The following is a 23,211-nucleotide window of genomic DNA, read 5'->3' on the forward strand; positions in this document are numbered from 1 at the left end:
TGTAAGCGCCGAAAACATTCGGCCGTGGACCTGCTCTACGTCGACGATCCGGACGGCGTCATTCCGCCCGCAGGTGCCGCATCCCTCTCGGTTCGACCGCATCAGGAGGAATTGTGACCAAGGTTCTGATGGTGATCACCGCCGCGGACCGCTGGACCCTGAACGACGGCACGGTGCATCCGTCCGGGTACTGGGCTGAGGAAGTCGCCGTCCCGCATCGGGCGTTCCGCCGGGCCGGCTGGGATGTCACCAATGCGACCCCCGGAGGAAAAGCGCCGACCCTCGATCGGCTGAGTGTCGGCATCGCGGGTGGCATGCCGTGGAAACGCCGCGAGGTGCAGCGCTACCTGGACAGCATCCGGAACGAGCTCGCCACGCCGGTCGCGCTCGACACCATCGATGCCGGCGATTTCGATCTCGTCTTCTATCCCGGCGGCCACGGCCCGATGGAGGACCTCGCCTACGACGCGACCTCCGGTGCGCTGCTCGCCGATCGATTGGCTTCCGGTCGACCGCTCGCGCTGCTGTGTCACGCGCCGGCCGCCATCACGGCGGCCACCGGACCCGACGGTGTTTCGCCGTTCGCGGGCCGCCGGATGACCGGGCTGTCCAATCGCGAGGAGCTGCTCAACCGGTTCGCGCGCAAGGCGCCGTGGCTGCTCGAGGACCGGCTGAAAGAACTGGGCGTCGACTACTCCAAGGGGCTGATTCCGCTGCGGCCCTACATCGTGGTCGACGGAAATCTGTACACCGGGCAGAACCCGGGGTCGTCGGCGGAGCTGGCTGATCGGTTGATCGCCGACCTCACACGTTGACAGCGCTTACATCTGAAGTTAACGTCGCTTACATCAATGGACCGTCAGCAAGGAGCTACGCCGATGTCAGCGACTCGTCCAGGCACGATCGAAGTGGAACTCGGTGGCCGCGTAGTCACCGTTCCGGAAGGCGGCCTGTACGACCGCTATCGGATGCGGACCGACCTCGACGAGGTCGCCCGCGATCCGCGGGTGAGTGGCGTCGACTACTTCCGGCGTCTGCCCAAGAGCCGGGTCGATTCGCGGATCGGGGAGACCTACACCCCGAACTACTACTACCGCATGTCCAGCGCGCGGCTGACGATGCTGGCCCGCTCCCGGGCGATCCGCGCGCGGCTGCCGCGTGAGCTGGCGCCGCTGGAGGTGGCGCCCGGCATCGGCCTGGTCTCGGCCATGTTCTTCCGGTACGACATGTGCGATATCGACTTCTACACCGAGGTCGGGGTCGGCGTCGCCGTGCGGCCCGCCCGCCACGGCCGGCTCGGCTTCGCCGATCTGGTGACCGGCCTCGACACCGATCACCTCGATTCCTATGTGTTCTCACTCCCGGTGAGCACCGAGATCGCCCGGGTGCGTGGGCACGACGGCTACGGTTTCCCCAAATGGGTCACCGAGGTCGACGTCGACATCGACGCCACCCGCACCACGGCCCGGGTGGCCGGCGACAACGGCGACACCGACCTGTCGCTGTCGGTCGCCACGCCGAAGCAGACGAGATACCGCAGCGGCGAACGGGTTTCGTCGCTGACCTCCTACACCACCATGGACGGTGCGTGGTTCTCGACGCTGAGCCAGACCAACCTGCTCGCGGCCGGCAGTACGAGCTTCCCGCGCGGTGTCGACCTGCGGCTGGGCCGCGGGCGCCTGTCCGAGGACCTGCGCTCGCTCGCACTGATCAAGACCATCCGGCTGGACGTGACCACGGAAGGTCAACTGGCCCTGCACATGCCGGTCCCGACTTCCGTACCGAGCCGCTCAGGCGACAGCTGAGCTGGTGCGCCTCAGGCGGGGCGGGGGAGCTCGATGACCGCGAAAACGGTGGCGCGAACGCGATCCTCGAGTGCCTCGGCGTCGAACTTCCCGTGCAGGTAGAGGAAGGCCAGGCCGTGGACCAGCGCCCACATCGCCGTCGCGAGGGATTCCTCGTCGCCGTCGGGAAACACCTGTCGCACAATCGCTCTGACATACTGGTGGATCGACGTCGTGGCGGCCACGCGTTCCGGGCTGGTCGGATCGCAGGGATCGGCGAACATCACCCGGAACAGGGCGGGCCGAGCGAGCGCGAAGCGTACGTAGGCCACGGCGATCGCGGCGAGATCCTCCGGCGTGCTCGGCGCCGGACCGGCGGCCACGAGCTGTTCGGCCAGCTCGCGATACCCCACGGCGGCGACCGCCGACAGCAGCGCGTCGCGATCGGCGAAGTGCCGGTACGGCGCGGCCGTGGACACCCCGGCCCGGCGCGCGGCCGCGCGGAGCGAGAGGTCCGCCGCGCCGTCTTCCTCGAGGAGCTCCACGGCCGCGCGCACCAGCGTGGCGGGGAGATCGCCGTGGTGATACGAGGTGCTCGACGGTGTCATGGGATCAATCTAGCAAGTGTTGACGTCGCTTACACGGGCCGTCAGCGCAGGAGCGAGGTGACCGTGGCGCGGCGTTCGTAGGCGATCCAGGCGAAGATCGCGGCCAGCACCAGCGGGAAGATCGCCATCGACGGCAGTCCGGCGAGGAAGGCCTGTGACGCGGCGGCGAGCACGGTCAGCACGGACAGACCGGCCGCGGCCAAGCCGCTCAGGCGCGGCACCATCAGGCCGATACCGCCGGCCACCTCGGCGACGCCGATGAGGATCAGCAGCCCGAACGAGATGGTCAGATTCTGGGGCGGGTTCTCCATCAATGTGTTCGGGATGACCAGCTTCGGCCCACCCGAAGCGATGATGAAGAACAGGCCGAGGACTACCTGCAATGTCCACAGCACGCGGTTGCGGGTCTTCCCGGGGCGGTAGGCGGTGGCGCTGGAGAGGTTCGCGGCGGCAGCGGTAGTGGTCATTTTCTCGTCCTTCGGATCGTGCGCGCTCGGTGTGTGCGCGGTTATCGGTTAGGACGGGCCATCACCCACGAATTCATCGCCGCCGGGCCGGAATGTCCGGAATGTTCAGCCCCACCCACGTCGTGTCGCGGGCATCTCGGCGTTCCCCGTCGCGTCGGGCACCACACCGAGCACCTGGTGAATCCCGAGTCCGCCATCCTCGAATCCCAGTGCGGAGGCCGCCATATAGAGCCGCCAGATGCGCGCTCGTCCCGCACCGGCGAGTGAAACCGCTTGTTCCCAAGCGTTTTCGAGGTTCGCGACCCAGTTGCGCAGGGTGCGTTCGTAGTGTTCGCGCAGCGACTCGACGTCACGAACCTCGAATCCGGCGCGTTCCATGGCCAGTACCACCTCGCCCACGTCGAGGAGTTCGCCGTCGGGGAAGACATAGCGGCCGATGAAGGAACGACGCCGCATGACCGAGCCGCCCGGTGACGAGATGGCGTGGTTGAGCAGCCGTCCGCGCGGGCCCAGCAGGGCGCGCAGTGTGTCGAAGTATTCGGCGGCGCGGCGCGAGCCGACATGCTCGAACATGCCGATCGAGGAGATGGCGTCGAACTGTTCGCCGCGCAGGTCCCGATAGTCGGCGAACCTGATCTCGACCAGGTCCGACAGCCCGGCCTCGGCAACCCGGCGGCGGGCCAGTTCGACCTGCTCGGTGCTGATCGTGACGCCGACGACGCGCGCCCCGTAGGTCCCCGCCGCGTGCATCGCCATCGAACCCCAACCGCATCCCACATCGAGCAGGCGCAGACCCGGCTGCTCGGCCAGACCGAGTTTGCGGCAGACCAGATCGTGTTTGGCGCGCTGGGCGGCCTCCAGTGAGCCGTCCTCGTCCGGAACGAACCTGGCACAGGAATAGGTCATGCTCGGCCCGAGCACCAGCCGGTAGAAATCGTTGCCGACGTCGTAGTGATGACTGATCGCCGCCGCGTCCCGGCCTTTGGTGTGCAGCGATCCGCGCCGCGGTCGGGCCTCCTCCGGTGGGCACGGTGGGCGGCGCCCGAGCGCCCCGAGCCGCCGTGCCGCGCCGAGCGCCTGCCAGGCAGCGCCGGGACCGAGCCGGGCGTCGTTGGGCGCGGTCGACTGGAGCGCCCGCAGCATGGTGAAGATGTCACCGTCGAGATCCACCGTGCCGCAGACGTAGGCACGTGCCAGGCCGAGTTCGCCGGGTGCCCAGATCAGGTGGCGTAGCGCCGTTTCGGAGCGCACCCGCATGATGCCGTGGTTCCCGGTCTCGGGACGGATCGTGCTGCCGTCCCAGAACTCGAACCCCACGGCGGGCCGCGGACCCAAGGTGGCTCGCAGCAGAGGCTCGAACGCGGCAGCGACCGTGGCCTGGTTACCCATCCGACCACTATGGCCCGTTCCGCGCCGCGGGGAGGGCAACGACGCGGTCCACGCGTCGTTCGCAGATCCCGGTCGGGTTACCGCTGTGCGGTGAATCCCCGGCGCGACTCCTCGTGCAGGACAGCGAGGAGTTCCTCTTCCAGTGCGACGAATTCGGGGGCGGTGATGGTGGACAGCTCGCGGGGCCGCGGCAGGTCGATGCGCAGTTCGTGGCGCACGGTGGCCGGGCGGGCCGACAGCACGATCACCCGATCGGACAGGAACACCGCCTCGCGGACATCGTGGGTGATCATCAGGACCATCCAGCGGTAGCGCTGCCAGACCTGCTGCAACCACGACTGCATCTCGGTGCGCGTCAACGAGTCCAGCGCGCCGAAGGGCTCGTCGAGCAGCAGCAGTTCGCGCTCCTGGACCACGGTCCGCAGCAGTGCGGCCCGCTGCCGCATCCCGCCCGACAGCTGCGACGGACGGGCGTCCTCGAAACCGGACAGGCCGAACACCGGGAACAGCTCGCGCGCACGTTGCCGGGCCTGCGCCTTCGGGACGCCCTGGACCAGCAGGCCGAGGATGGTGTTGTCGAGGACGGTTCGCCAGGGGAACAGCAGGTCCTTCTGCGGCATGTAGGCGCAGTGCGACGCGGTGTTCTCGCCGTCGGCCGCGCGGAAACCGACGCTGCCGGAGCCGGGGGAGTCGAGTCCGGCCAGCAGGTTGAACACGGTGCTCTTGCCGCAACCACTGGGCCCGATGACGGTGACGAACTCGCCCGAGCGGACGGTGAACGACACCCCGCCGAGCACGGCGAGATCCGGGCGCCGGCCGGGCTGCGGGAACGACTTGGTGAGCCGGTCGACGACGATCCGATCGGCGTCGGCGTCAGTCATGCCGGCTCCTGTTCTGTGCCCGCGACCAGGGTGCGACGAGGCGTTCGATCGCGAACGTCGACAGATACAGCGTGATACTCAGCAGCGCCGTGACCAGCACCGCCGCCAGCACCAGGTCGGTGCGGAACGAATTCTTCTGCAAGCTCATGTAGATGCCGAGACCGGCACTCGCGCCGACGTACTCGGCGAACACCGCGCCGACCACCGCGTAGGTGATCCCGATCCGCAACGCGGTGAAGAAGCGCGGCAGCGCGGACGGCAGCCGCACATAACGGAACACCTGCCACCGGGAGGCGCCCATGCTCCGCAGCAGCGCGCCCGCGTCACGATCGGCCGCCGCGAAGCCCTCGATCAGGCCGATGGCCATGGGGAAGAAGGTGACCAGCGCGACCACCAGGATCTTCGGCAGCAGACCGAAGCCGAACCAGATGATCATCAACGGCGCGATCGCGACGATCGGCACGGTCTGCGACGCGACGAACAGCGGCACCAGTGCCCGCCGCAGCCAGGGCGAGAAGTCCACCACCACCGCCAGCAGCCACGCCAGACTCAGCGACACCGCGAACCCGGCCAGCGTCACCTGCAAGGTGGCGGCCGCATGGGTGCCGATCTCGTCGCGGTGCGCCCACCCCTGCTCGACGACCCGCAGCGGCGAGGGCAGCACCTGCGGACGCACACCGCTGCTGGTGACATAGACCTGCCAGATCACCACGAGCACCGCCACCGTGACCACCGACGGCACCGCCCACCGGATCCCCGCCCAGCGACCCGTCCCGCCGTCGGGAACCAGCGGCGAGGGGTCTACGGACGGCTCACGGGGTGGCGAGGTACTCATTGGTGAAATAGGTCGACCAGTCGGGCTCGGTGGTCAGCGGCTTTCCGTCGGGACCGGTCAGCAGACCACCCCGATACAGGAAGCCCGAATTCGCCGACCACTGCTCCAGTGTCTGGCTGCCCACCTTGCCGTCGGCGTCCTTCATGAACTGCTGGGCCAGCATGCGCTGGCTCTCGAAGACCAGCGACTCGTCGGTGAACGCGCCGGGATTGGCGTCGATGAGATCCTGGGCCGCCGCGTCCGGGTTGTCCGCGGCGAACTGGTAGCCGCGTTGCAGCGCCTGCACGAATTGGGCGGCGCGGTCCGGGTTCTGGGCCAGCCATTCCTCGTTGCCGTCGATCACGATCGCGTAGGCGTCCGGGAAACCGTAGTCGGTGTACCGGAAGTAGCGCATCGGGGTGCCGTGGTGTTCGGCCTCGATCCCTTCCCAGGCCAGATACGAGACGGTGAAGTCCGCCTTGCCGGAGTAGACCGCCTCGTAGGCCGACGACCCCAGCATCACCGAGGTGAAATCGCCGGTGCCGCCGTCGTTCCGGATGACCTGCTGCAACGCCTCCCGCTCGCCCGGGTCGCCGAAACCGGCGTAGATCTTGCCGTCGAGATCCTTCGGGCTCGCGAGGTCGGCGCGATCGGCGCGCACCCCGATGCCCGTCGCCCAGTGCTGCAGCGGGGCGAGCACCGACTTGACCTGCGCGCCCGACGCGCGAGCGAAGGTCGACGAATTGTGGGTGCTGATCCCGAATTCCGCGTTGCCCGCATCGATCATCGTGTCGACCGCGGTGTTGTTGTACGGCAGGACCTGCACATCCAGGCCGGCCTCGGAGAAGTAGCCGCGCTGCAACGCGACATAGAGCCCGACGTGGTTGGTGTTCGGCGTCCAGTCCAGCGCGAACCGGATGGTGTGCTCGGAGTGCCCGCCCGAGCCGCAGGCGGTGAGCAGTGACAGGGTCGCGACCGTGGTCGCCAGGACCGCGAGCGCGCGGCGCAACCGCCCGTTCATGCGGCGGGCCAAGGCTGCGGATGCAGGGCGGTGTCCCAGAACATCAACTCGTAGCGCACGGCGAGGACGAAGGCCTGCTCCATCGCCGCCAGCTCCGGCTCGCTCGCGGCCGCGGCGGCCGCGTCGACCAGCACGCGAGCCGTGGCCGCGGCCTGCTGGAACTCCGCGGCGCCGTAGGTGGTGACCCACTGCGCGTACGGGTGGGCGGGATCGGCGGCGATCACCTGCGCGGCGCGTTCGGCCAGGTCGCGACCTACTTCGGCATAGATCCAGAAGCAGGGCAGCGCGGCCGCCGCGGCCACGGCGTAGGACTCGGTCGCGGCGGCGGCGATCAGATAGGAGACATAGGCCAGGCAGGTCTGCGAATGCTCCGGCGTGCCCTGCCTCGGGGGCAGCACGCCACCGGTGAGCAGCTGCTCGTGCATGGCCGACTCGACCGCGGCGGCATTCGCCGACGAGCTCGCCCAGAAGGCCGCGGTCTGCGGGTCCGGCGACTTGGCGGCCAGCAGCGCCAGCGCCTTCGAGTACCCGGTCAGATACAGCGAATCCTGCTCGATGTAGGTGCGGAACACCTCGAGCGGCAGGGTGCCCTCGCCGAGCAGGCGCAGGAATTCCAGGTCGTCGATCGCACCGCGCAGGGATTCGGTCCGGTCCCAGACGCGGTCGGTGAACAGGCGTGTGGTTGTGGTGTGGGCGTGCAACACCGTGACATCCCTTCGTCAGCATGACCTGGACAGGTTCGGCGGGTCTGTTCTCAGCCTCGCGGTCGCGAGACACCCCGTGTCGGAACTCGACCGACCCTAGCAGCGCCCACCGACACGCGGGCGCGGCCCGGTTGCGCGCACAGTCCCGGTGACGGTGGTAAGTGTTCGGCCGCGGATCGGCACCCAGTAACTTGGCGGGGGAAGGAAGTCGTCTTCCGTACCCGTCGGACCCGCCGAACGAAGAGAGCTGATCAATGTCGACCTCTACCGCGCGTGCGCAGATCGGTGTCACCGGCCTGGCCGTGATGGGCAGCAATATCGCCCGCAATTTCGCCAAGCACGGCTACACCGTCGCGCTGCACAACCGCTCCGTGGCCAAGACCGACGCCTTGCTCGCCGAGCACAGCGGTGACGGTGATTTCGTCCGCACCGAGACCGTCGAGGAGTTCGTCGCCGCGCTGGAGAAGCCGCGGCGCGTGCTGATCATGGTCAAGGCCGGTGACGCGACCGACACCGTCATCGAGGAACTGGCCGCCGCGATGGAGCCGGGCGACATCATCATCGACGGCGGCAACGCCCTCTACACCGACACCATCCGGCGCGAGGCCGCCCTGGCCGCGCGCGGCCTGAACTTCGTCGGGGCGGGTATCTCCGGTGGCGAGGAGGGCGCGCTCAACGGTCCGGCGATCATGCCGGGCGGACCGAAGGAGTCCTACGAGTCGCTGGGCCCGCTGCTCGAGTCGATCGCGGCGCAGGTCGACGGCACCCCGTGCTGCACCCACATCGGCCCGGACGGTTCGGGACACTTCGTCAAGATGGTGCACAACGGCATCGAATACGCCGATATGCAGCTGATCGGCGAGGCCTACCACCTGTTCCGGGACGCACTCGGTTTCGACGCAGGCCAGATCGCCCAGGTGTTCACGCAGTGGAACTCCGGTGATCTGGAGAGCTACCTGGTCGAGATCACCGCCGAGGTGCTCGCGCAGGTCGACGCCAAGACCGGGCAGCCGCTGGTCGACATCATCGTCGACGCGGCCGAGCAGAAGGGCACCGGCCGCTGGACGGTCAAGTCCGCGCTCGACCTCGGCGTGCCGGTGACCGGCATCGCCGAGGCGGTCTTCGCCAGGGCGCTGTCGGGTTCGCGCGCCCAGCGCAAGGCCGCGGTCGGGCTGGCCTCGGGCACCCTCTCCGCCAAGCCCACCGATGTGGAGCAGTTCACCGAGGACATCCGCCAGGCGCTCTACGCCTCCAAGGTCGTCGCCTACGCACAGGGCTTCGACCAGATCGCCGCGGGCAGCGCCGAATACGGCTGGGATCTGCGTCCCGGCGATCTGGCGACGATCTGGCGCGGCGGCTGCATCATCCGGGCCCGGTTCCTGAACCGGATCAAGGAGGCCTACGAGCAGGACCCGGCGCTGCCGAGCCTGATCCTCGCGCCGTACTTCCGCACCGCGATCGAAACCGCGATCGACAGCTGGCGGCGCGTGGTGTCCACCGCCACCCTGCTCGGTATCCCGGTCCCGGCGTTCGCGTCCTCGCTGTCCTACTACGACGCGCTGCGCGCCGAGCGCCTGCCCGCCGCGCTGACCCAGGGCCAGCGCGACTTCTTCGGCGCCCACACCTACGAGCGCATCGACGCCGACGGCAAGTACCACACGCTCTGGAGCGGTGACCGCAGCGAGGTCGCCGCCGACTGAGCACCGGCGACGTGCCTGCCGGAGGTGGGGTACCTCACATCCGGCATCCACGAAATGCGTTGTTGCACAGTGAGGTTGGTATGTTGTGAGAGCGGTGTGGCCCACGGACCGCAGACCGGAGGCCGCACCGCTTCCATCACTCGGCGCTAGGCGGTGTCCGTCGTTGGTCTGCCGAGCGCGGCGGCCTCGCCGCGGGAGGTGACGTCGAGTTTGCGCAGGACGCCCGCGACATGGAATTTGACGGTGCTCTCCGCGATGCCGAGTTCGTCCGCGATCGATTTGTTCCGCTTGCCCGCGCTGATCAATGCCAGGACTTCGCGTTCCCGCTTGTTCAGTGCGGCCAGCCGATGCGTCCCGGGGTGGGCGGCCGGTGCGTGCAGGGGCAGATCGATGCCGACCCGGCTGCCCCAGCCTGCCACGGTTTCGATGCGGAGCTCACCGCCGAGTGTTCGGCAGCGGTCCTGCAAGCGGTGGCGCAGGGCCGAGGTGTCGAGTTCGCCGGATTCCTGGTCGCGGACGTCGATGGTGAGCGTGGAACCCGCGCATGTCCAGGCGATCCGCACGCGCGTCAAGGCCGGCTGCGTGGTGAATGCCAGAACTGTCGCGCGGGTCATCGCCAGTGCCGCGGAGGCGATTTCGCCGGGTAGCGCGACATCGCCCGGAACCGGCGGCACGTAGTCGACCTGCGCGGGGTGATGCCGCAGAAGCTGGCGGGTTTCCTTGCGCAGCCGCGAAAAGGCCGTAGCGGCTGGTTCTTCGGAGAGTTCGCGGTCGGAATGCTGCATGGATCGCAGCGCGAGCAAGGCTCGAGAGGCGGAGTCGGCCGCGGCCAGGCGTGCGGTGGTGTCGTCCAGGCCGCGGGAACGCAGGGTGTGCAGGACGGCGACCAGCGCCGACTCGTGCGAGGCCGTCAGCTCGGCGATCGTGCGCGCCCGCTCGCTCGACGCGGCGCGGGATTCGGCCAGGTAGTCCGGGCTCGCCTGGGTGACCTGATGCCGGATAGACGTGGCGACAATGCCGAAAAGCGCTGCCAGTTCAGCTGATTCGGTGAATTCCTTGGCGGGCGCGCGTGGTACCAGGACCAGCAGCGTGTCGGTGGGATCCCGCACGGCCCAGACCTTCCGCCGGACGCCACCGATCGCGGCGACGGTTTCCGCCGCCGAACCGGGGTCGAGCACGGACTTCACGTCGTCGAGTTCGCCGATGGTGATCCGGTCGACGACACTCGCGGCACCCGCGACCTTGCGGGGACGGCCGGTGCATTCGTGGGTGAAGATCACCAGCGCGGAATGCGGCCAGCGGGCAGCCAGCAGGCGGGAGAATCGCCGGGCGATCTCGGGCAGCGGACCCACCAAGACATCGCGGAGAGCACGTAAGGGCGTCGCGCCGTCCGCGGTTGCCGACACGATCGACTCCGACATTCGCCCCACCCTACCGGTCGGCGAACCTGGAGAGCCACGGTCGGCTGCCCTGGCATTCGGGATAGGTCCGACCCGTCTTCCGGCCAGGTCACGGCCCCGGTCCAGACCACTTACCGTTCCGGAGGACAGGCCGCACCGAGCACGGAGGAACCGCAGCGCTATGCCACAGCAGGTACGTGGAGTGATCGCCCGTTCGAAGGGTGCCCCCGTCGAACTCGCCGACATCGTGATCCCCGATCCCGGGCCGGGTGAGGTCGTGGTCGCCGTGGCCGCGTGCGGGGTGTGCCACACCGACCTGACCTACCGGGAGGGCGGCATCAACGACGAGTTCCCGTTCCTGCTCGGTCACGAAGCGGCCGGCATCGTCGAGACCGTGGGGGAGGGGGTCGACTCGGTGGCGGTCGGCGATTTCGTCGTCCTGAACTGGCGTGCGGTGTGCGGGCGGTGCCGTGCCTGCAAGCGCGGCCGGCCACAGTACTGCTTCGACACGTTCAACGCCGAGCAGAAGATGACCTTGCTCGACGGCACCGAACTGACGCCCGCGCTGGGCATCGGCGCCTTCGCGGAGAAGACGCTGGTGCACGCGGGCCAGTGCACGAAGGTCGACCCCACGGCGGACCCGGCGGTCGTCGGACTGCTCGGCTGCGGCGTCATGGCCGGGCTGGGCGCCGCGGTGAACACCGGCGCGGTGGGCCGCGGCGACTCGGTGGCGGTGATCGGTTGCGGCGGTGTCGGCAACGCGGCGATCGTCGGTGCGCGCCTGGCCGGTGCGTCGACCATCATCGCGGTGGACCGCGACACCCGGAAGCTCTCGTGGGCAACCGATCTCGGCGCCACCCACGTCGTCGACGCCACCGGCACCGATGTCGTCGCCGCGATTCAGGACCTCACCGGCGGCTTCGGCGCCGACGTGGTGATCGACGCCGTCGGCCGCCCGGAAACCTGGACCCAGGCCTTCTACGCCCGCGACCTCGCAGGCACGGTGGTCCTGGTCGGTGTCCCGACCCCCGACATGCGCCTGGAGATGCCCCTGCTCGACTTCTTCTCCCACGGCGGTGCCCTGAAATCGTCCTGGTACGGAGACTGCCTGCCGGAACGCGACTTCCCGACCCTGGTCGATCTCTACCGCCAGGGCCGCCTCCCGCTGGACCGATTCGTCTCCGAACGCATCAAGATCGACGAGGTCGAAACCGCCTTCCACACCATGCACTCCGGCAACGTCCTGCGCTCGGTCGTCGTCCTGTAGCGGTGTCGTCCGGAGCCGGGGAGAATGCGGTGGTGCTACCGGATGACGATGAGTACGCGAGCTTGATGCCCAACCCGCCGGCGTGGTTCGGGCTGGGGGCATTGCGGGACGCGTTCGTGGATGTGGTGACCGATGAACGGAATCCGCGCCCACTGGCCGCGCAGCGGCGCGCCTACTTCGAGGGGCTGTGCCGGTTGTTCGCGGCCGAGCTGCCGACGTCTCGTGCGGCGGTCGGGCCGGGGCCGGTGCGGTATGTGCACGGGCTGTTGCTCAATGCCGTGGAGTCGTTGCTGCGGACCGGGAGTCCGTGGGACGGCTACCTCGTGGCTGGTGCGCTGCTCGAACAGCTGGACGGGCTGGGTATCGGCGCGGCGCACCGGGAGCTCGGATTCGAATTGCGTGCGGCGGTGGAGGTTTCGCGGGACAAGCATCAGGAGTTGCTGGATCTGCTGTTGCGTGGGCTGCTCGGTGATCGTGCGGACCGGAGGTTCACTCCGGCCGAGCTCGAGGCGGCGGGGATCGAGCGCGCTGTACCCATCTGGTGCCTGCCCGACTGAACCGGTGTCGCCCCAGTGGATGAGGTACTCCCATTGACGTCCTCCCCAGCCTGAAGGCCGAGGATTCCAACCAGCGCCCGGGGCGCTGTCGGTGGGTTCCTGTTTCATCGAGTCGTGCTTCCCGCTAGGCGGAAAGGCTTACCGTCTCTCCGCAGGCGTTTAGCCTCTCCGCCCGTCCGGCGGCGAGGATGTTCTTCGCGGCGTTCAAGTCGCGGTCGTGAACCGCCCCGCACGGGCAGGCCCAGGCCCGGACCGACAACGGTTTCGGCCCGTCCACTCGCCCGCAGTCCGAGCAGGTTTGCGACGATGGGAAGAACCGGCCGACCTTCGCGAACGTCCGCCTGTACCGGGCGGCTTTCTCCTCCAGCATCCGGGTGAACATGCCCCACCCGGCATCGTGCACCGACTTCGCCAACCTGGTCCGTGCCAAACCCTTGACGCACAGGTCCTCGACGTAGACCGCTTGGTTCTCGCGGATGATCGTCGTGGAATGTTTGTGCGCCCAGTCCCTGCGGGCATCGCTCACCTTCGCGTGGGTCTTGGCGACACGGATACGGGCCTTGGCCCGGTTGCTGCTGCCCTTGTCCTTGCGGGACAGATCCTGCTGCGCCTTGCGGAGTTTGCGTTCATCGCGGCGCAGGAACTTCGCAGAGGTGATGGTCTTGCCGTTGGACAGGACCGCGAAGGTGGTGAGCCCCAGGTCGATACCGATCTCGGCGTCCACCTCCGGCAGCGGTGCGGGGGCGACCTCGACCACGAATGACGCGAAGTATCGCCCGGCCGCATCCTTGATGACCGTGACACTGCTCGGCTCGCACGGCAACGGTCGCGACCAACGAACCTTCACCTCGCCGATCTTCGGCAACCGCAACTTCCCGCCATCGGTGATCTCGAACCGCGCGTTGCGGGTGAACCGGATCGCCTGCCGGTTGTCGCGGCGCGACCGAAACTGGGGTGCCCCGAGTTTCGGGCCTTTCCGTTTCCCGGTGATCGAGGCGAAGAAGTTGCGGTAGGCGGTGTTCGCGTCGGCCAGGGCCTGCTGCAACACCACCGACGACACCTCGGTAAGCCATGCACGCTCGGGTGTCTTCTTCACTGCGGTGAGAGCTTTCGACAGTTCCGCGTCTTTGGGGTACGGCGAACCGTCCCGATGTGCCCGCTCGCGTGTGGCGATCGCGTCGTTGTAAACCACCCGCGCGCATCCGAACGCCCGCGCCAGTGCCCCCTGCTGCCCCGGGGTGGGGTTGAGGCGGTACTGGTAACGAATCTGCACACCGAAAAGATGGCATTGGTTTATGGCTAATTTAAACACTATTCGCACTGGTAGACACTGTCTTTTTGTTCTCCATGCCCATTTGGTTTTTGTTACCAAGTACCGACATCGCGTGTTCACCCCCGACCATCTCGACCGCATGGAGGCGATCATGCGGTCGGTGTGCGAGGACTTCGAGGTCGAGCTGGTCGAGTTCAACGGCGAAGCCAACCATGTCCACCTGCTCGTGAACTTCCCGCCGAAGGTCGCCCTATCGAAATTGGTGAACAGTCTCAAAGGCGTGTCGTCGCGGCGGATGCGCCAAGAGTTTCCCGAGCTGGTCCAGCACTACTGGCGGGGGCAACGACTGTGGTCGGGTTCCTACTTCGCCGGTTCGGTCGGTGGTGCCCCGATCTCGGTGCTGCAGCAGTACATCGAGCAGCACGGCGGCCCCGTTTAGAGAACGCTCGGCCCTTGGCGGGCCTCTCGCGTGGGTCTTCAACCCCGCCATAAACGGCCGAGCACCAGCCCACATTCCGGTAGCCGGCGAGGTCCTCGATCACATAGGTGCCGTCCCATTTGCCGCCGAAGGCGCGGCCGATGAGATAGGACCGCACCGACGGGATGATCTCGCCCGATGGACGCGACGATCGCCGAACTCGGCGAGGTGGGGCACGCGGCGTGGCAGGACAGTAGCCGTCGGCGCTCTGGGGCCATTCGCCGCTGCGGGTATAACCGATCGTGGGTCGCCGAGCCCGCCGACGACTGTCCCCGACCCGGAGGAGCCGCACGTGACGACGTCGAAGACCCGAACCAGGCCCGAATTGTTCGCCGTCGAGGAGTTCTTCGCCGATCCGGAGTTCTCCGGGGCGACGATCTCCCCGGACGGTACCCGCATCGCCTATCGCGCCCCTGCGCACGGACGGCGCAATGTGTGGGTGCGCGGGATCGACGAGGACCACGCGGACGCGGTGTGCGTGACCCACGACGCGCGGCGCGGCATCACCACCTACTACTGGACCGACGATCCGCGCTGGCTGCTGTACCTGCAGGACACCGACGGCAACGAGGACTGGCACCTGTACCGGGTCGACCTCGACGCGCCGGACGAACCGGCCGTCGACCTGACGCCGCTGGCGTCCGGCTCCCGGGTGTTCGGCGCCGAACCCTCGGTCGAGGAGCCGGGGACCGTGCTGGTGTGGATGAACCAGCGGCCCATGTACATCGACATCTTCCGCATCGATGTCGCCACCGGGACGACCACGCTGCATCTGCCGCAGACCGAACTGGGCGACGCCGTCCTGCTGGACCGTCGCGATCAGCCCGCTTTCGTCTCGCAGGTGACCCAGGACGGCGCCGTCGAGTTCCGCGCGATCGATCCCGGCACCGGGGACCAGCGGCCGCTGTGCCGCATGGGAGGTGCGGAGCATCCGGTGGGTGTGCAGCCGCAGCTGGTGACCCCGGACGGGACGGGACTGCTGGTCGGCGCCTACCAGGATTCCGATGATCTGCGCCTGGTCCGCATCGATCGCGAGACCGGACAGCAGACCGTGGTCGCCGCCCTCGCGGGACACAGTCTCGACATCACCGGCACGATGGCGCCGGAGGTGTTGCCGCCCACGGTGTTCCGCAGCAGGCGGACCGGTGAGGTCCTCGCGGCGCGTTTCGTCGGCGACCGGCCCCGGATCGAAGTGATCGACCCCCATTTCGCCGAGGTCTACGCCGGTCTCGCCCGGCTCTCCGACGGTGTGCTCGGCACGTTGTCCTCCGACGAGTCCGAGCGACGCTGGGTCGCGACCTTCGTCCACGACCGCGACCCGGCGGTGACCTGGTTCTACGATCACGCGACGGGCGCTGCCCGGCAGCTGTTCCGCGCCTATCCGCGCCGGGACCCCGCGGCGGCGGCGCCGATGACCGCGGTCGGTTTCCCCGCCCGCGACGGCTTGCCGTTGCACGGCTTGCTCACCCTGCCGGTCGGTGTCGAACCACGGAGCCTGCCGCTGGTGTTGCTGGTCCACGGCGGCCCGTGGTCGCACGACACGTGGGGCTACGACCCGTCGGCGCAGTTCCTCGCCAACCGCGGCTACGCAGTGCTGCAGGTCAACTTCCGTGGCTCGACCGGCTACGGGAAGCACCATCTCACCGCCGCGATCGGTGAATTCGCCCGCGCCATGCACGACGACCTCGTCGACGCCGCCGACTGGGCGGTCGCCCAGGGATACGCCGACCAGCAGCGGATCGGCATCATGGGCGGTTCCTACGGCGGCTACGCGGCCCTGGTCGGGGTCACCGTCACCCCCGAATACTTCGCCGCCGCCGTCGATTACGTGGGAATCTCGGATCTCGCGAACTTCCTTCGGACCCTCCCGCCGTTCACCCGGCCCTACAACGTCAACAGCTGGTACCGGTATGTCGGCGACCCTGCGGACCCCGCCCAGGAAGCCGACATGCTGGCCCGCTCACCGCTCACCATGGCCGACCGTATCCGTACGCCGCTGCTGGTCGCCCAGGGCGCCAACGATGTTCGGGTGGTGCAGGCCGAATCCGACAATATCGTCGCCTCGCTGCGCGAGCGCGGCGTCCCGGTGGAGTACCTCCTCGCCGAGGACGAGGGCCACGGTTTCGCCAACCCGGAGAACCAGATCCGGTTCTACCGTGCCGTGGAACGACATTTCGGCCGGTACCTGGGTGGGCGCTGCGCCACCGAGGCGCGGTGAGGCTGCGCCGCACCGTCAGGCGGTGACGGCGCCGTGCGCGGCCGAGCTGACGAGCTTGCGGTACTTGGCCAGCACACCCGAGGTGTACTTGGGCGGCAACGGTTCCCAGCCGGTTTTCCTGGCCGCGAGATCGTCCGCGTCGATCTCGACGTCGAGGATGCGGTTGGCGACATCGAGCAGGATGGGATCGCCGTCGGCGACGAAGGCGATCGGGCCGCCGTCCACGGCTTCGGGCGCGACGTGTCCCACGCACAATCCGGTGGTGCCACCGGAGAATCGGCCGTCGGTGAGCAGCAGGACATCCTTGCCCAGGCCCGCGCCCTTGATGGCCGCGGTGATGGCGAGCATCTCGCGCATACCCGGCCCGCCCTTGGGGCCCTCGTACCGGATGACGACCACATCGCCCGCCACGATGGTGCCCGCCTCGAGCGCGTCCATCGCGGCCCGTTCCCCGTCGAACACGCGCGCCGTGCCGCGGAACACCTCGGAGTCGAAACCGGCGGTCTTCACGACCGCGCCTTCGGGAGCGAGGGAACCGTGCAGGATGCTGAGCCCGCCGGTGCGATGGATCGGCCGGTCCAGCCGCCGGATGACCTCACCGTCGAGGCTCAGCTCGATCGACGCGAGGTTCTCGGCCATGGTCTTGCCGGTGACGGTCAGGACGTCACCGTGCAGGAGCCCGGCGTCGAGCAGCGCTTTCATCACCACGGGGATGCCGCCGACCCGGTCGACATCGTTCATGACATACCGGCCGAACGGTTTGAGATCGCCCAGATGCGGCACCTTGTCGCCGACCCGGTTGAAATCGGCGAGAGTGAGCGCGACACCGGCCTCCCTGGCGATGGCCAGCAGGTGCAGCACGGCATTGGTCGACCCGCCGAGCGCCATGACGATGGTGATGGCGTTCTCGAACGCCTCGGCCGTCATGATGTCGCGCGCGGTGATCCCCCGGCGCAGCAGCTCGACGACAGCCTCCCCGGACCGGCGGGCGTAGTCGTCGCGGCGGCGGTCCGGGGCGGGCGGGGCGGCCGACCCGGGCAGGCTCATGCCGAGCGCCTCGGCGGCCGAGGCCATGGTGTTGGCCGTGTACATGCCGCCGCACGCGCCTTCGCCCGGGCAGATCGCCCGCTCGATGCGATCGACGTCCGCGGGCGTGATCAGGCCTTTGATGCACGCGCCGACCGCCTCGAACGCGTCGATGATGGTCACGTCCTTGCCGTCGACATTGCCCGGCAGGGTCGAGCCCGCGTAGAGGAACACACTGGCCAGGTTCAGGCGCGCGGCGGCCATCAGCATGCCGGGCAGGCTCTTGTCGCAGCCGGCCAGCAGCACCGATCCGTCGAGGCGCTCGGCCATCATCACCGTCTCGACGGAGTCGGCGATGATCTCCCGGCTGACCAGCGAGAAGTGCATCCCCTCGTGGCCCATGGAGATGCCGTCGGACACCGAGATCGTGCCGAACTCGAGCGGATAGCCGCCTGCCTCGTGCACCCCGGCCTTGACCGCCTTGGCCAGCCGGTCGAGCGACAGATTGCACGGCGTTATCTCGTTCCAGCTCGAGGCGACACCGATCTGGGATTTGCCCCAGTCCTCGTCGCCCATCCCGACCGCGCGCAGCATGCCGCGCGCCGCGGTCTTCTCCAGACCGTCGGTGACGTCGCGGGACCGGGGTTTGATGTCGATCGACTTACCGTTGTCGCCAGCCATGCGCGCAAGCCTACGAGCCGTGGATCGCGAAAACGTCGCGGCAGCGCCGGTGGCGCGGATTTCGGCCGGTCCGCTCAGGCCGTGGTGTCGCCGTGTGTCTGCCTGCCCATGAGATAGGTCGCCTCGACCTCGATATCGCGCAGGCGGTCGGGAGTGGTGGTGCGCGGGTTGGCGGAGAGGACGGTGAGGTCGGCGTACTTGCCGGGTTCCAGGCTGCCCACTTCGGTGTCGAGGTGCAATTGCCATGCGGCGTCGAGGGTTTGGGCCTTGATGGCGGCGTCGACGTCGATGCGCTGTTCGGGGGCCAGGACGCGGCCGGTGCCCCGGGTGGTCCGGGTGACCGCGGTGGCGATGTTGCCGATCGGGTCGGGCGGGGTGACGGTGCCGTCGTTGTGGAACGAGATGCGCAGGCCCGCGTCCAGGGCCGACTTGGCCGCCATCCACGGCGCGCCGTGCTCGGGTCCGAACAACTCGTCGATCAGGACGTCGCCCCAGTAGTAGACGTGCTCGATGAACAGGCTGGGGGACGCGCCCACCGCGGCGGCCCGGGCGAACTGGTCCGGCCGCATGGCGCCGACGTGTTCGAGCCGCAGCCGTCGTTCGGCCGGCGCGCCGGTCGCGGCGTAGGCGTCGAGGACCACGTCGACCGCGGCGTCTCCGTGGACATGGCAGGACAGCTGCCAACCCTGGTCGACGAACGCCGCCGCCAGCTCGGTGACCTGCTCCGGGGTGTAGTTCATCCCGCCGTGATGGTCGGGGCCGAGACCCATCCGGGCGGTCGTCTCGTCGGTGAGATAGGGAAAGGTCGTGAAGATGTTGCCCTGCCACGGTGAGCCGTCGGCCCACAGTTTCATCCCGATCTTGGCGAACAGCGCGTCCGCGGCGGCCGGTGCGCCCGCGGTGTTGGCGGGATCGGCGGCCAGCTGTGGGCTGCCGACCTCGTAGGCGCGGATCCGCACCGCGCAGTCCGGTTCCCGCGCGAGCGCGGCGAACAACGCCGCCTGGGATTTCGCGTCGTAGGCGTGTTCGCTGGCGGTCGCGATGCCGGCCTGCGCGAGCTGGGTGTAGGCCCAGCGGACATTGTCGAGGGCGCCGGTGCCCGCGGCCGCGGCGAAGGGTGAGTACAGCGCGATGATCGCCGCCGCCTCCCGCACCTCGCCGGTGAGTTCGCCGTCGGCGTCGTGGACGAACTCGGCGCCGATCGGGTCGGGTGTGTCTCTGGTGATGCCGGCCAGCGCGAACGCGGAACTGTTGGCGTACGCGGCATGCCCGCTGTTGGTGACGACGATGACCGGGTGATCGGGGGCGATCCGGTCCAGCTGTGCCCGGGTGGGCAGTCGCAGGTCGGTCTGTAGCAGCAGGTCGATGCCGTTGAGCACGATCGGCTCGCCCTTCGGCGTGGTGGCGACCGCGTCGGCGAGTTTCTGCCAGACCCCGGCGCCGGTGGGCACGGTGAAGGGACGCACATCGATCGACGGTGGTGCCAGCGCGGTCCCCATGCTGAACGGGTGGCCGTGCGCTTCGACGAAGGCGGGCAGCAAGGCCCGGCCGCGCAGATCCACCACCCGGGTCGAGGATCCCCGCAGCCCCAGCACCTCCGCCGCCGAGCCGACGGCACTGATCCGGCCGCCGGTCACCGCCAGTGCCTCGGCCTCGGGCGCGCCTGGCGCCACAGTGACGACCGGGCCGCCGGTGAAAACGATGTCCGCGCTCGCGCGGGAGCGGTCGGTACCGCAGGCCGCCGATCCGGCCGCCATCGCGGCCGCGGCACCGAGGATGAATCGTCGTCTGCTGGTGGACACCATGTTTCCTGTCGTCGTGGGGAGGGAATCGCGGATCACCGGGATCCGGCGCCGATCCACTGATCGTCTTCCAGCGGTGCGCGGCCTGCCGTCGACCTGCCGTGCGAACAGCCGCGCCTGCGCCGTACCTCCCGCTCGGGATACAGCGTCAGCGAGACCGCCCTGGCGGCGTCCACCACCAGCGGGGCGACCCGTTCGAGCCGGGTCGTGCGCAGGTCCCCGCACAGCGAGACACCGGCGACCGGCCCGTCGGGCCCGCGCACCGCCACACCGACGCAGGCGATGCCGCGCGCCGATTCACCCTGCTCGAACGCGATTCCGTTGCGCTGCCTGATCCGGTTGAGCTCGGTGTGCAGCGCCGGGAGACTGGTGATCGTGCGCTCGGTGAGACCCCGCAGCGCGCCGCGGTAGATGCTGTCGACCGCTTCCGGGGCGAGCCACGCCAGGATCGATTTGCCCGCCGCGGTGGCGTAGGCGGGTCCGCGCCCGCCCACCCGGGACGGGACCTGGCCGGCGAAGCGGCCGCCGACCTTGTCGAGGTACACGCTGTCGCCACCCTCGAGCAGCGACAGGTGCACGACCATGCCGGTCTGCAGGTGCAGCTCGTGCAGCAGCGGCGCCGCGGCGGCGCGGATCTCGCCGCGCCCGTCGTCCCCGCCGCCCAGGCCGAGCGCCCGCCCGCCCAGGCGATAGCCGAACTCGGTGTGCTCGACCCAGCTCAGCTGCACGAGCTGATGCAGGATGCGATGGGCCGTGGAGCGGGGCAGTCGCGAACGGTCGGCGACGTCTTCCAGCGACAGCCGCGACGCGCGCCCGTCGAAGGCGTCGAGGATCAACGTCATCCGTTCGACCATCGACGGCGGCAGCTCCCGCTTCGGCGCCACGCCGACTTCTTCCGAATCAATGATGGTCATCGATCCCTCCAACCGCGCTGTTCAGAGGCCCCAAGAAGCCAGAAACTGAAATGAATTCTGGTTTCAACGTAGCATCGGGTCCGCGAACCGGCGAACAGAATCGCGAGATTCGGCCGATCGGCTGGTCACCGAGCTCGGCTCTGTCCCCAGAAACGACACGGTCGTCGCAACCTCTCATCGAGAGTGTCGCGACGACCGCTGGATTCCAAGTGCTCTGGGGCCCGATACTGTTCAGGACCAGCGGGCCTGGCCGCCGTCGAGCGGAACGGTCGCTCCGGTGAGATAACGCGCGTCAGGGCCGACCAGGAAGGCGACCGCCCGGCCGATATCGGCTTCGCAATCGCCGATTCGCCCCAGCGGAATGGTCGCGACGAATTCCGCGGCCTCCTCGGGGTTGTGCTCGGTCCACCATTTCAGGCCCGGCGAGAGCGCGTGCGGCGCCACCGCGTTCACTCGGATGCCGTCGCGGCCCCATTCGCTGGCCGCGGTCCGGGTCAGCGACCGCATCGCCTCCTTGACCGCGGCGTACAACCCGTACCCGCTGGTGTCCCAGCGCACCGCCGCCGAGGTCACCATATTGACGACGGCGCCACCGCCACGGGCCTTCATGTGCGGATAACAGGCCTGCATCAGCCGCAGCGTGGCGACCGGGCCGGTGGCCAGCGCCTGTTCCATTCGTTCCGGAGTGATCGACAGCAGCGGACCCAGCGTCGACTGGTTGGCGTTGTTGACCAGGATGTCGACCCCACCCAGCCGCTCGACGACCTGATCGACCAGCTGGGTCAGCTGAGTACCGTCACCGATATCGCAGGTGAAGACCTCCGCGCGAGCACCACGCGCGCGGATCCGCTGCGCGGTGTCGACGAGTTTGGCCTCGGTGCGACCGACGACGGCGATAGCAGCGCCCTCCTCCGCCAGCGCGAACGCGATACCCTGCCCGATGCCTTGGCCGGCTCCGGTGATCAGTGCGATGCGGCCGTCCAATGTCCCCATCGCGATCACGCCGCCTTCAGCACGCAGTGCGTGCCCCCGTAGATGGCGGTCATACATTTGTTGCAGTGGTTGCACAGTGATCGCGTGCGCTCGTCGGCGCGGATCTTGTTCACCATGTCCGGATCCCGCAGCAGCGCGCGGGCGACCGCGACGAACTCGAAGCCCTCCGCCATGGCCTGATCCATGACAGCCTTGTTCGTCACTCCGCCCAGCAGCACCAGCGGCATGGCGACCTGCGCGCGGATCTGCTTGGCGTCCTCGAGCAGATAGGCGTCGCGGTAGGGGTATTCGCGCAGCAGGTGCTTGCCGAGCAGTTGGACCCCGAGCTTGGTCGGCTGCGGCATCGCGGCGGCGAACTCCCGTATCGGCGCGTCACCTTTGAACAGGTACATCGGATTGAGCAGCGAGCTGCCCGCGGTGAGCTCGAGTGCGTCGAGCGAGCCGTCGGCCTCCAGCCAGCGCGCCACCCGGATCGCCTCGTCGAGCCAGAATCCGCCCGGCACACCGTCGTCCATATTGAGCTTGGCCAGAATCGCGATCTTGTCGCCGACAGCGTCCCGCACCGCACGCGCGGCCTCCCGCGCGAACCGCGCCCGGTTCTCCAGGCTGCCGCCGTAGTCGTCCTTGCGTTTGTTGACGCGCGGGCTCAGGAACGAACTGATCAGGTAGTTGTGGCCGAAATGCAGTTCGACCGCGTCGAATCCGGCTTCCACCGCGCGCCGGGCGGCCTCGGCGTGGGCGCGGGTGATGCGGGCGATATCGGCGGTCGTGGCCGGTGTCGTGAAGTTCTGCGAGGTCAGCCGAAAGCCGCGGCTCGGTGCGAGCGCCGACATGCCGAGATACTTCGCGGCGGCGACCGGTCCCGCGTGACCGATCTGCGCGGACACCGCCGCGCCCTCGGCATGGACGGCGTCAGTGAGCTTGCGCAGCCCCGGCATCGCCTCGTCGCGCCAGTAGATCTGCCCCGGCGCGGTGCGGCCCTCCGGCGCGACGGCGCAATAGGCGACGGTGGTCATCCCGACGCCGCCCGCGGCCGGACGGCGATGGAACTCGATCAGCTTGTCGGTCACCAGACCCTTCGGCGTCAGCCCTTCGAAGGTGGCGGCCTTGATGATCCGGTTGCGCAAGGTGATCGGGCCCAGTCTGGCCGGCGCCAGCGGGTCGACCCGTGCTGCGGGCGTGGCGGGAACAGTGGTCATATCGCCTCCTTCGTGGTGGTGCCCGAACGCTAGAG

21 protein-coding genes and 1 riboswitch are annotated in these 23,211 nt (G+C 68.8%); of the genes, 7 read left to right on the forward strand and 14 right to left on the reverse strand.

What is annotated here, in order from left to right; genetic code table 11:
• Positions 1-113 precede the first annotated feature (113 nt).
• Both ACFXK0_RS08200 and ACFXK0_RS08205 read left to right on the forward strand, forming a co-directional pair.
• Complete coding sequence (locus ACFXK0_RS08200; RefSeq protein ID WP_379409246.1) at positions 114-815, forward strand: type 1 glutamine amidotransferase domain-containing protein; 702 nt, start codon at positions 114-116, stop codon at positions 813-815.
• Between the two features lie 63 nt (positions 816-878).
• Positions 879-1,805 carry an acetoacetate decarboxylase family protein gene (locus ACFXK0_RS08205; protein WP_379409248.1) on the forward strand — a complete coding sequence of 309 codons (927 nt, stop codon included), beginning with the start codon at positions 879-881 and terminating at the stop codon, positions 1,803-1,805.
• Positions 1,806-1,816: 11 nt separating this feature from the next.
• Here ACFXK0_RS08205 and ACFXK0_RS08210 read toward each other — a convergent pair whose 3' ends face one another.
• The 7 genes from ACFXK0_RS08210 to ACFXK0_RS08240 all read right to left on the reverse strand — a co-directional run bounded on the left by ACFXK0_RS08210 (position 1,817) and on the right by ACFXK0_RS08240 (position 7,668).
• Positions 1,817-2,392, reverse strand: coding sequence for a TetR/AcrR family transcriptional regulator (locus ACFXK0_RS08210; RefSeq protein ID WP_379409250.1), 576 nt, complete (start codon positions 2,390-2,392; stop codon positions 1,817-1,819).
• 41 nt (positions 2,393-2,433) lie between these two features.
• Positions 2,434-2,859 carry a DoxX family protein gene (locus ACFXK0_RS08215; RefSeq protein WP_379409251.1) on the reverse strand — a complete coding sequence of 142 codons (426 nt, stop codon included), beginning with the start codon at positions 2,857-2,859 and terminating at the stop codon, positions 2,434-2,436.
• 105 nt (positions 2,860-2,964) lie between these two features.
• Positions 2,965-4,248, reverse strand: a complete 1,284-nt coding sequence (locus ACFXK0_RS08220; RefSeq protein WP_379409252.1) for a class I SAM-dependent methyltransferase — start codon at positions 4,246-4,248, stop codon at positions 2,965-2,967.
• A 77-nt stretch (positions 4,249-4,325) separates the two neighbouring features.
• On the reverse strand, positions 4,326-5,129 hold the full coding sequence (locus ACFXK0_RS08225) for an ABC transporter ATP-binding protein (protein WP_379409254.1): 804 nt from the start codon (positions 5,127-5,129) through the stop codon (positions 4,326-4,328).
• Positions 5,122-5,964: an ABC transporter permease gene (locus ACFXK0_RS08230; RefSeq protein ID WP_379409255.1), complete on the reverse strand. Its 843-nt coding sequence runs from the start codon at positions 5,962-5,964 to the stop codon at positions 5,122-5,124. Before ACFXK0_RS08230 ends, ACFXK0_RS08225 begins: the two co-directional genes overlap by 8 nt.
• A complete protein-coding gene (locus ACFXK0_RS08235) occupies positions 5,942-6,964 on the reverse strand; it encodes an ABC transporter substrate-binding protein (RefSeq protein WP_379409256.1) in 1,023 nt (340 codons plus the stop codon). Before ACFXK0_RS08235 ends, ACFXK0_RS08230 begins: the two co-directional genes overlap by 23 nt.
• Positions 6,961-7,668: a TenA family protein gene (locus ACFXK0_RS08240; RefSeq protein WP_379409258.1), complete on the reverse strand. Its 708-nt coding sequence runs from the start codon at positions 7,666-7,668 to the stop codon at positions 6,961-6,963. Before ACFXK0_RS08240 ends, ACFXK0_RS08235 begins: the two co-directional genes overlap by 4 nt.
• Positions 7,659-7,755, reverse strand: a riboswitch (TPP riboswitch). Its footprint overlaps the gene before it by 10 nt.
• Positions 7,756-7,922: 167 nt before the next feature.
• Here ACFXK0_RS08240 and gndA point away from each other — a divergent pair.
• Complete coding sequence (gene gndA / locus ACFXK0_RS08245) at positions 7,923-9,368, forward strand: NADP-dependent phosphogluconate dehydrogenase (protein WP_379409259.1); 1,446 nt, start codon at positions 7,923-7,925, stop codon at positions 9,366-9,368.
• 146 nt (positions 9,369-9,514) lie between these two features.
• Here the strand turns inward: gndA and ACFXK0_RS08250 are convergent, their stop codons facing one another.
• A complete protein-coding gene (locus ACFXK0_RS08250; protein ID WP_379409261.1) occupies positions 9,515-10,789 on the reverse strand; it encodes a LuxR C-terminal-related transcriptional regulator in 1,275 nt (424 codons plus the stop codon).
• A gap of 160 nt (positions 10,790-10,949) precedes the next feature.
• Between ACFXK0_RS08250 and ACFXK0_RS08255 the strand changes: the two genes are divergently transcribed.
• Together ACFXK0_RS08255 and ACFXK0_RS08260 are read left to right on the forward strand one after the other, a co-directional pair.
• The gene (locus ACFXK0_RS08255) at positions 10,950-12,035 is read left to right on the forward strand and encodes an S-(hydroxymethyl)mycothiol dehydrogenase (protein WP_379409262.1); all 1,086 of its coding nucleotides are present in this window, start codon (positions 10,950-10,952) and stop codon (positions 12,033-12,035) included.
• Positions 12,036-12,064: 29 nt separating this feature from the next.
• Complete coding sequence (locus ACFXK0_RS08260; RefSeq protein ID WP_379409264.1) at positions 12,065-12,592, forward strand: hypothetical protein; 528 nt, start codon at positions 12,065-12,067, stop codon at positions 12,590-12,592.
• Positions 12,593-12,716: 124 nt separating this feature from the next.
• Here ACFXK0_RS08260 and ACFXK0_RS08265 read toward each other — a convergent pair whose 3' ends face one another.
• Complete coding sequence (locus tag ACFXK0_RS08265; protein ID WP_379409265.1) at positions 12,717-13,865, reverse strand: RNA-guided endonuclease InsQ/TnpB family protein; 1,149 nt, start codon at positions 13,863-13,865, stop codon at positions 12,717-12,719.
• Positions 13,866-13,887: 22 nt separating this feature from the next.
• Here ACFXK0_RS08265 and tnpA point away from each other — a divergent pair, with 22 nt between their 5' ends.
• Both tnpA and ACFXK0_RS08275 read left to right on the forward strand, forming a co-directional pair.
• Positions 13,888-14,304: an IS200/IS605 family transposase gene (tnpA, locus tag ACFXK0_RS08270; protein WP_379409267.1), complete on the forward strand. Its 417-nt coding sequence runs from the start codon at positions 13,888-13,890 to the stop codon at positions 14,302-14,304.
• 331 nt (positions 14,305-14,635) lie between these two features.
• On the forward strand, positions 14,636-16,561 hold the full coding sequence (locus ACFXK0_RS08275; RefSeq protein WP_379409269.1) for a S9 family peptidase: 1,926 nt from the start codon (positions 14,636-14,638) through the stop codon (positions 16,559-16,561).
• 15 nt (positions 16,562-16,576) lie between these two features.
• Here ACFXK0_RS08275 and ilvD read toward each other — a convergent pair whose 3' ends face one another.
• The 5 genes from ilvD to ACFXK0_RS08300 form a co-directional block, all read right to left on the reverse strand.
• Positions 16,577-18,268, reverse strand: coding sequence for a dihydroxy-acid dehydratase (gene ilvD / locus ACFXK0_RS08280; RefSeq protein WP_379409270.1), 1,692 nt, complete (start codon positions 18,266-18,268; stop codon positions 16,577-16,579).
• A 74-nt stretch (positions 18,269-18,342) separates the two neighbouring features.
• A complete protein-coding gene (locus ACFXK0_RS08285; RefSeq protein ID WP_379409272.1) occupies positions 18,343-20,070 on the reverse strand; it encodes an amidohydrolase in 1,728 nt (575 codons plus the stop codon).
• Positions 20,071-20,105: 35 nt separating this feature from the next.
• Entirely contained in the window at positions 20,106-20,984 is an 879-nt protein-coding gene (locus tag ACFXK0_RS08290; RefSeq protein ID WP_379409273.1) for an IclR family transcriptional regulator, read from the reverse strand.
• A gap of 231 nt (positions 20,985-21,215) precedes the next feature.
• Positions 21,216-21,977 (reverse strand): SDR family NAD(P)-dependent oxidoreductase, encoded by a 762-nt coding sequence (locus ACFXK0_RS08295; RefSeq protein WP_379409274.1) that lies wholly within the window; start codon positions 21,975-21,977, stop codon positions 21,216-21,218.
• A 5-nt stretch (positions 21,978-21,982) separates the two neighbouring features.
• Positions 21,983-23,176, reverse strand: a complete 1,194-nt coding sequence (locus ACFXK0_RS08300; protein WP_379409276.1) for an NADH:flavin oxidoreductase — start codon at positions 23,174-23,176, stop codon at positions 21,983-21,985.
• Positions 23,177-23,211: the final 35 nt, after the last annotated feature.

This window comes from Nocardia sp. NPDC059177 (genome assembly GCF_042755165.1).
GTDB lineage: Bacteria > Actinomycetota > Actinomycetes > Mycobacteriales > Mycobacteriaceae > Nocardia.

Coding starts and splice junctions, on each gene's coding strand:
- ACFXK0_RS08230 (WP_379409255.1), bottom strand. CDS start 5,964: ATGAGTACCTCGCCACCCCGTGAGCCGTCCGTAGACCCCTCGCCGCTG.
- ACFXK0_RS08300 (WP_379409276.1), bottom strand. CDS start 23,176: ATGACCACTGTTCCCGCCACGCCCGCAGCACGGGTCGACCCGCTGGCG.
- ACFXK0_RS08235 (WP_379409256.1), bottom strand. CDS start 6,964: ATGAACGGGCGGTTGCGCCGCGCGCTCGCGGTCCTGGCGACCACGGTC.
- tnpA (WP_379409267.1), top strand. CDS start 13,888: ATGGCTAATTTAAACACTATTCGCACTGGTAGACACTGTCTTTTTGTT.
- ACFXK0_RS08225 (WP_379409254.1), bottom strand. CDS start 5,129: ATGACTGACGCCGACGCCGATCGGATCGTCGTCGACCGGCTCACCAAG.
- ACFXK0_RS08215 (WP_379409251.1), bottom strand. CDS start 2,859: ATGACCACTACCGCTGCCGCCGCGAACCTCTCCAGCGCCACCGCCTAC.
- ACFXK0_RS08205 (WP_379409248.1), top strand. CDS start 879: ATGTCAGCGACTCGTCCAGGCACGATCGAAGTGGAACTCGGTGGCCGC.
- ACFXK0_RS08295 (WP_379409274.1), bottom strand. CDS start 21,977: ATGGGGACATTGGACGGCCGCATCGCACTGATCACCGGAGCCGGCCAA.
- ACFXK0_RS08290 (WP_379409273.1), bottom strand. CDS start 20,984: ATGACCATCATTGATTCGGAAGAAGTCGGCGTGGCGCCGAAGCGGGAG.
- ACFXK0_RS08250 (WP_379409261.1), bottom strand. CDS start 10,789: ATGTCGGAGTCGATCGTGTCGGCAACCGCGGACGGCGCGACGCCCTTA.
- ACFXK0_RS08255 (WP_379409262.1), top strand. CDS start 10,950: ATGCCACAGCAGGTACGTGGAGTGATCGCCCGTTCGAAGGGTGCCCCC.
- ACFXK0_RS08220 (WP_379409252.1), bottom strand. CDS start 4,248: ATGGGTAACCAGGCCACGGTCGCTGCCGCGTTCGAGCCTCTGCTGCGA.
- ACFXK0_RS08210 (WP_379409250.1), bottom strand. CDS start 2,392: ATGACACCGTCGAGCACCTCGTATCACCACGGCGATCTCCCCGCCACG.
- ilvD (WP_379409270.1), bottom strand. CDS start 18,268: ATGGCTGGCGACAACGGTAAGTCGATCGACATCAAACCCCGGTCCCGC.
- gndA (WP_379409259.1), top strand. CDS start 7,923: ATGTCGACCTCTACCGCGCGTGCGCAGATCGGTGTCACCGGCCTGGCC.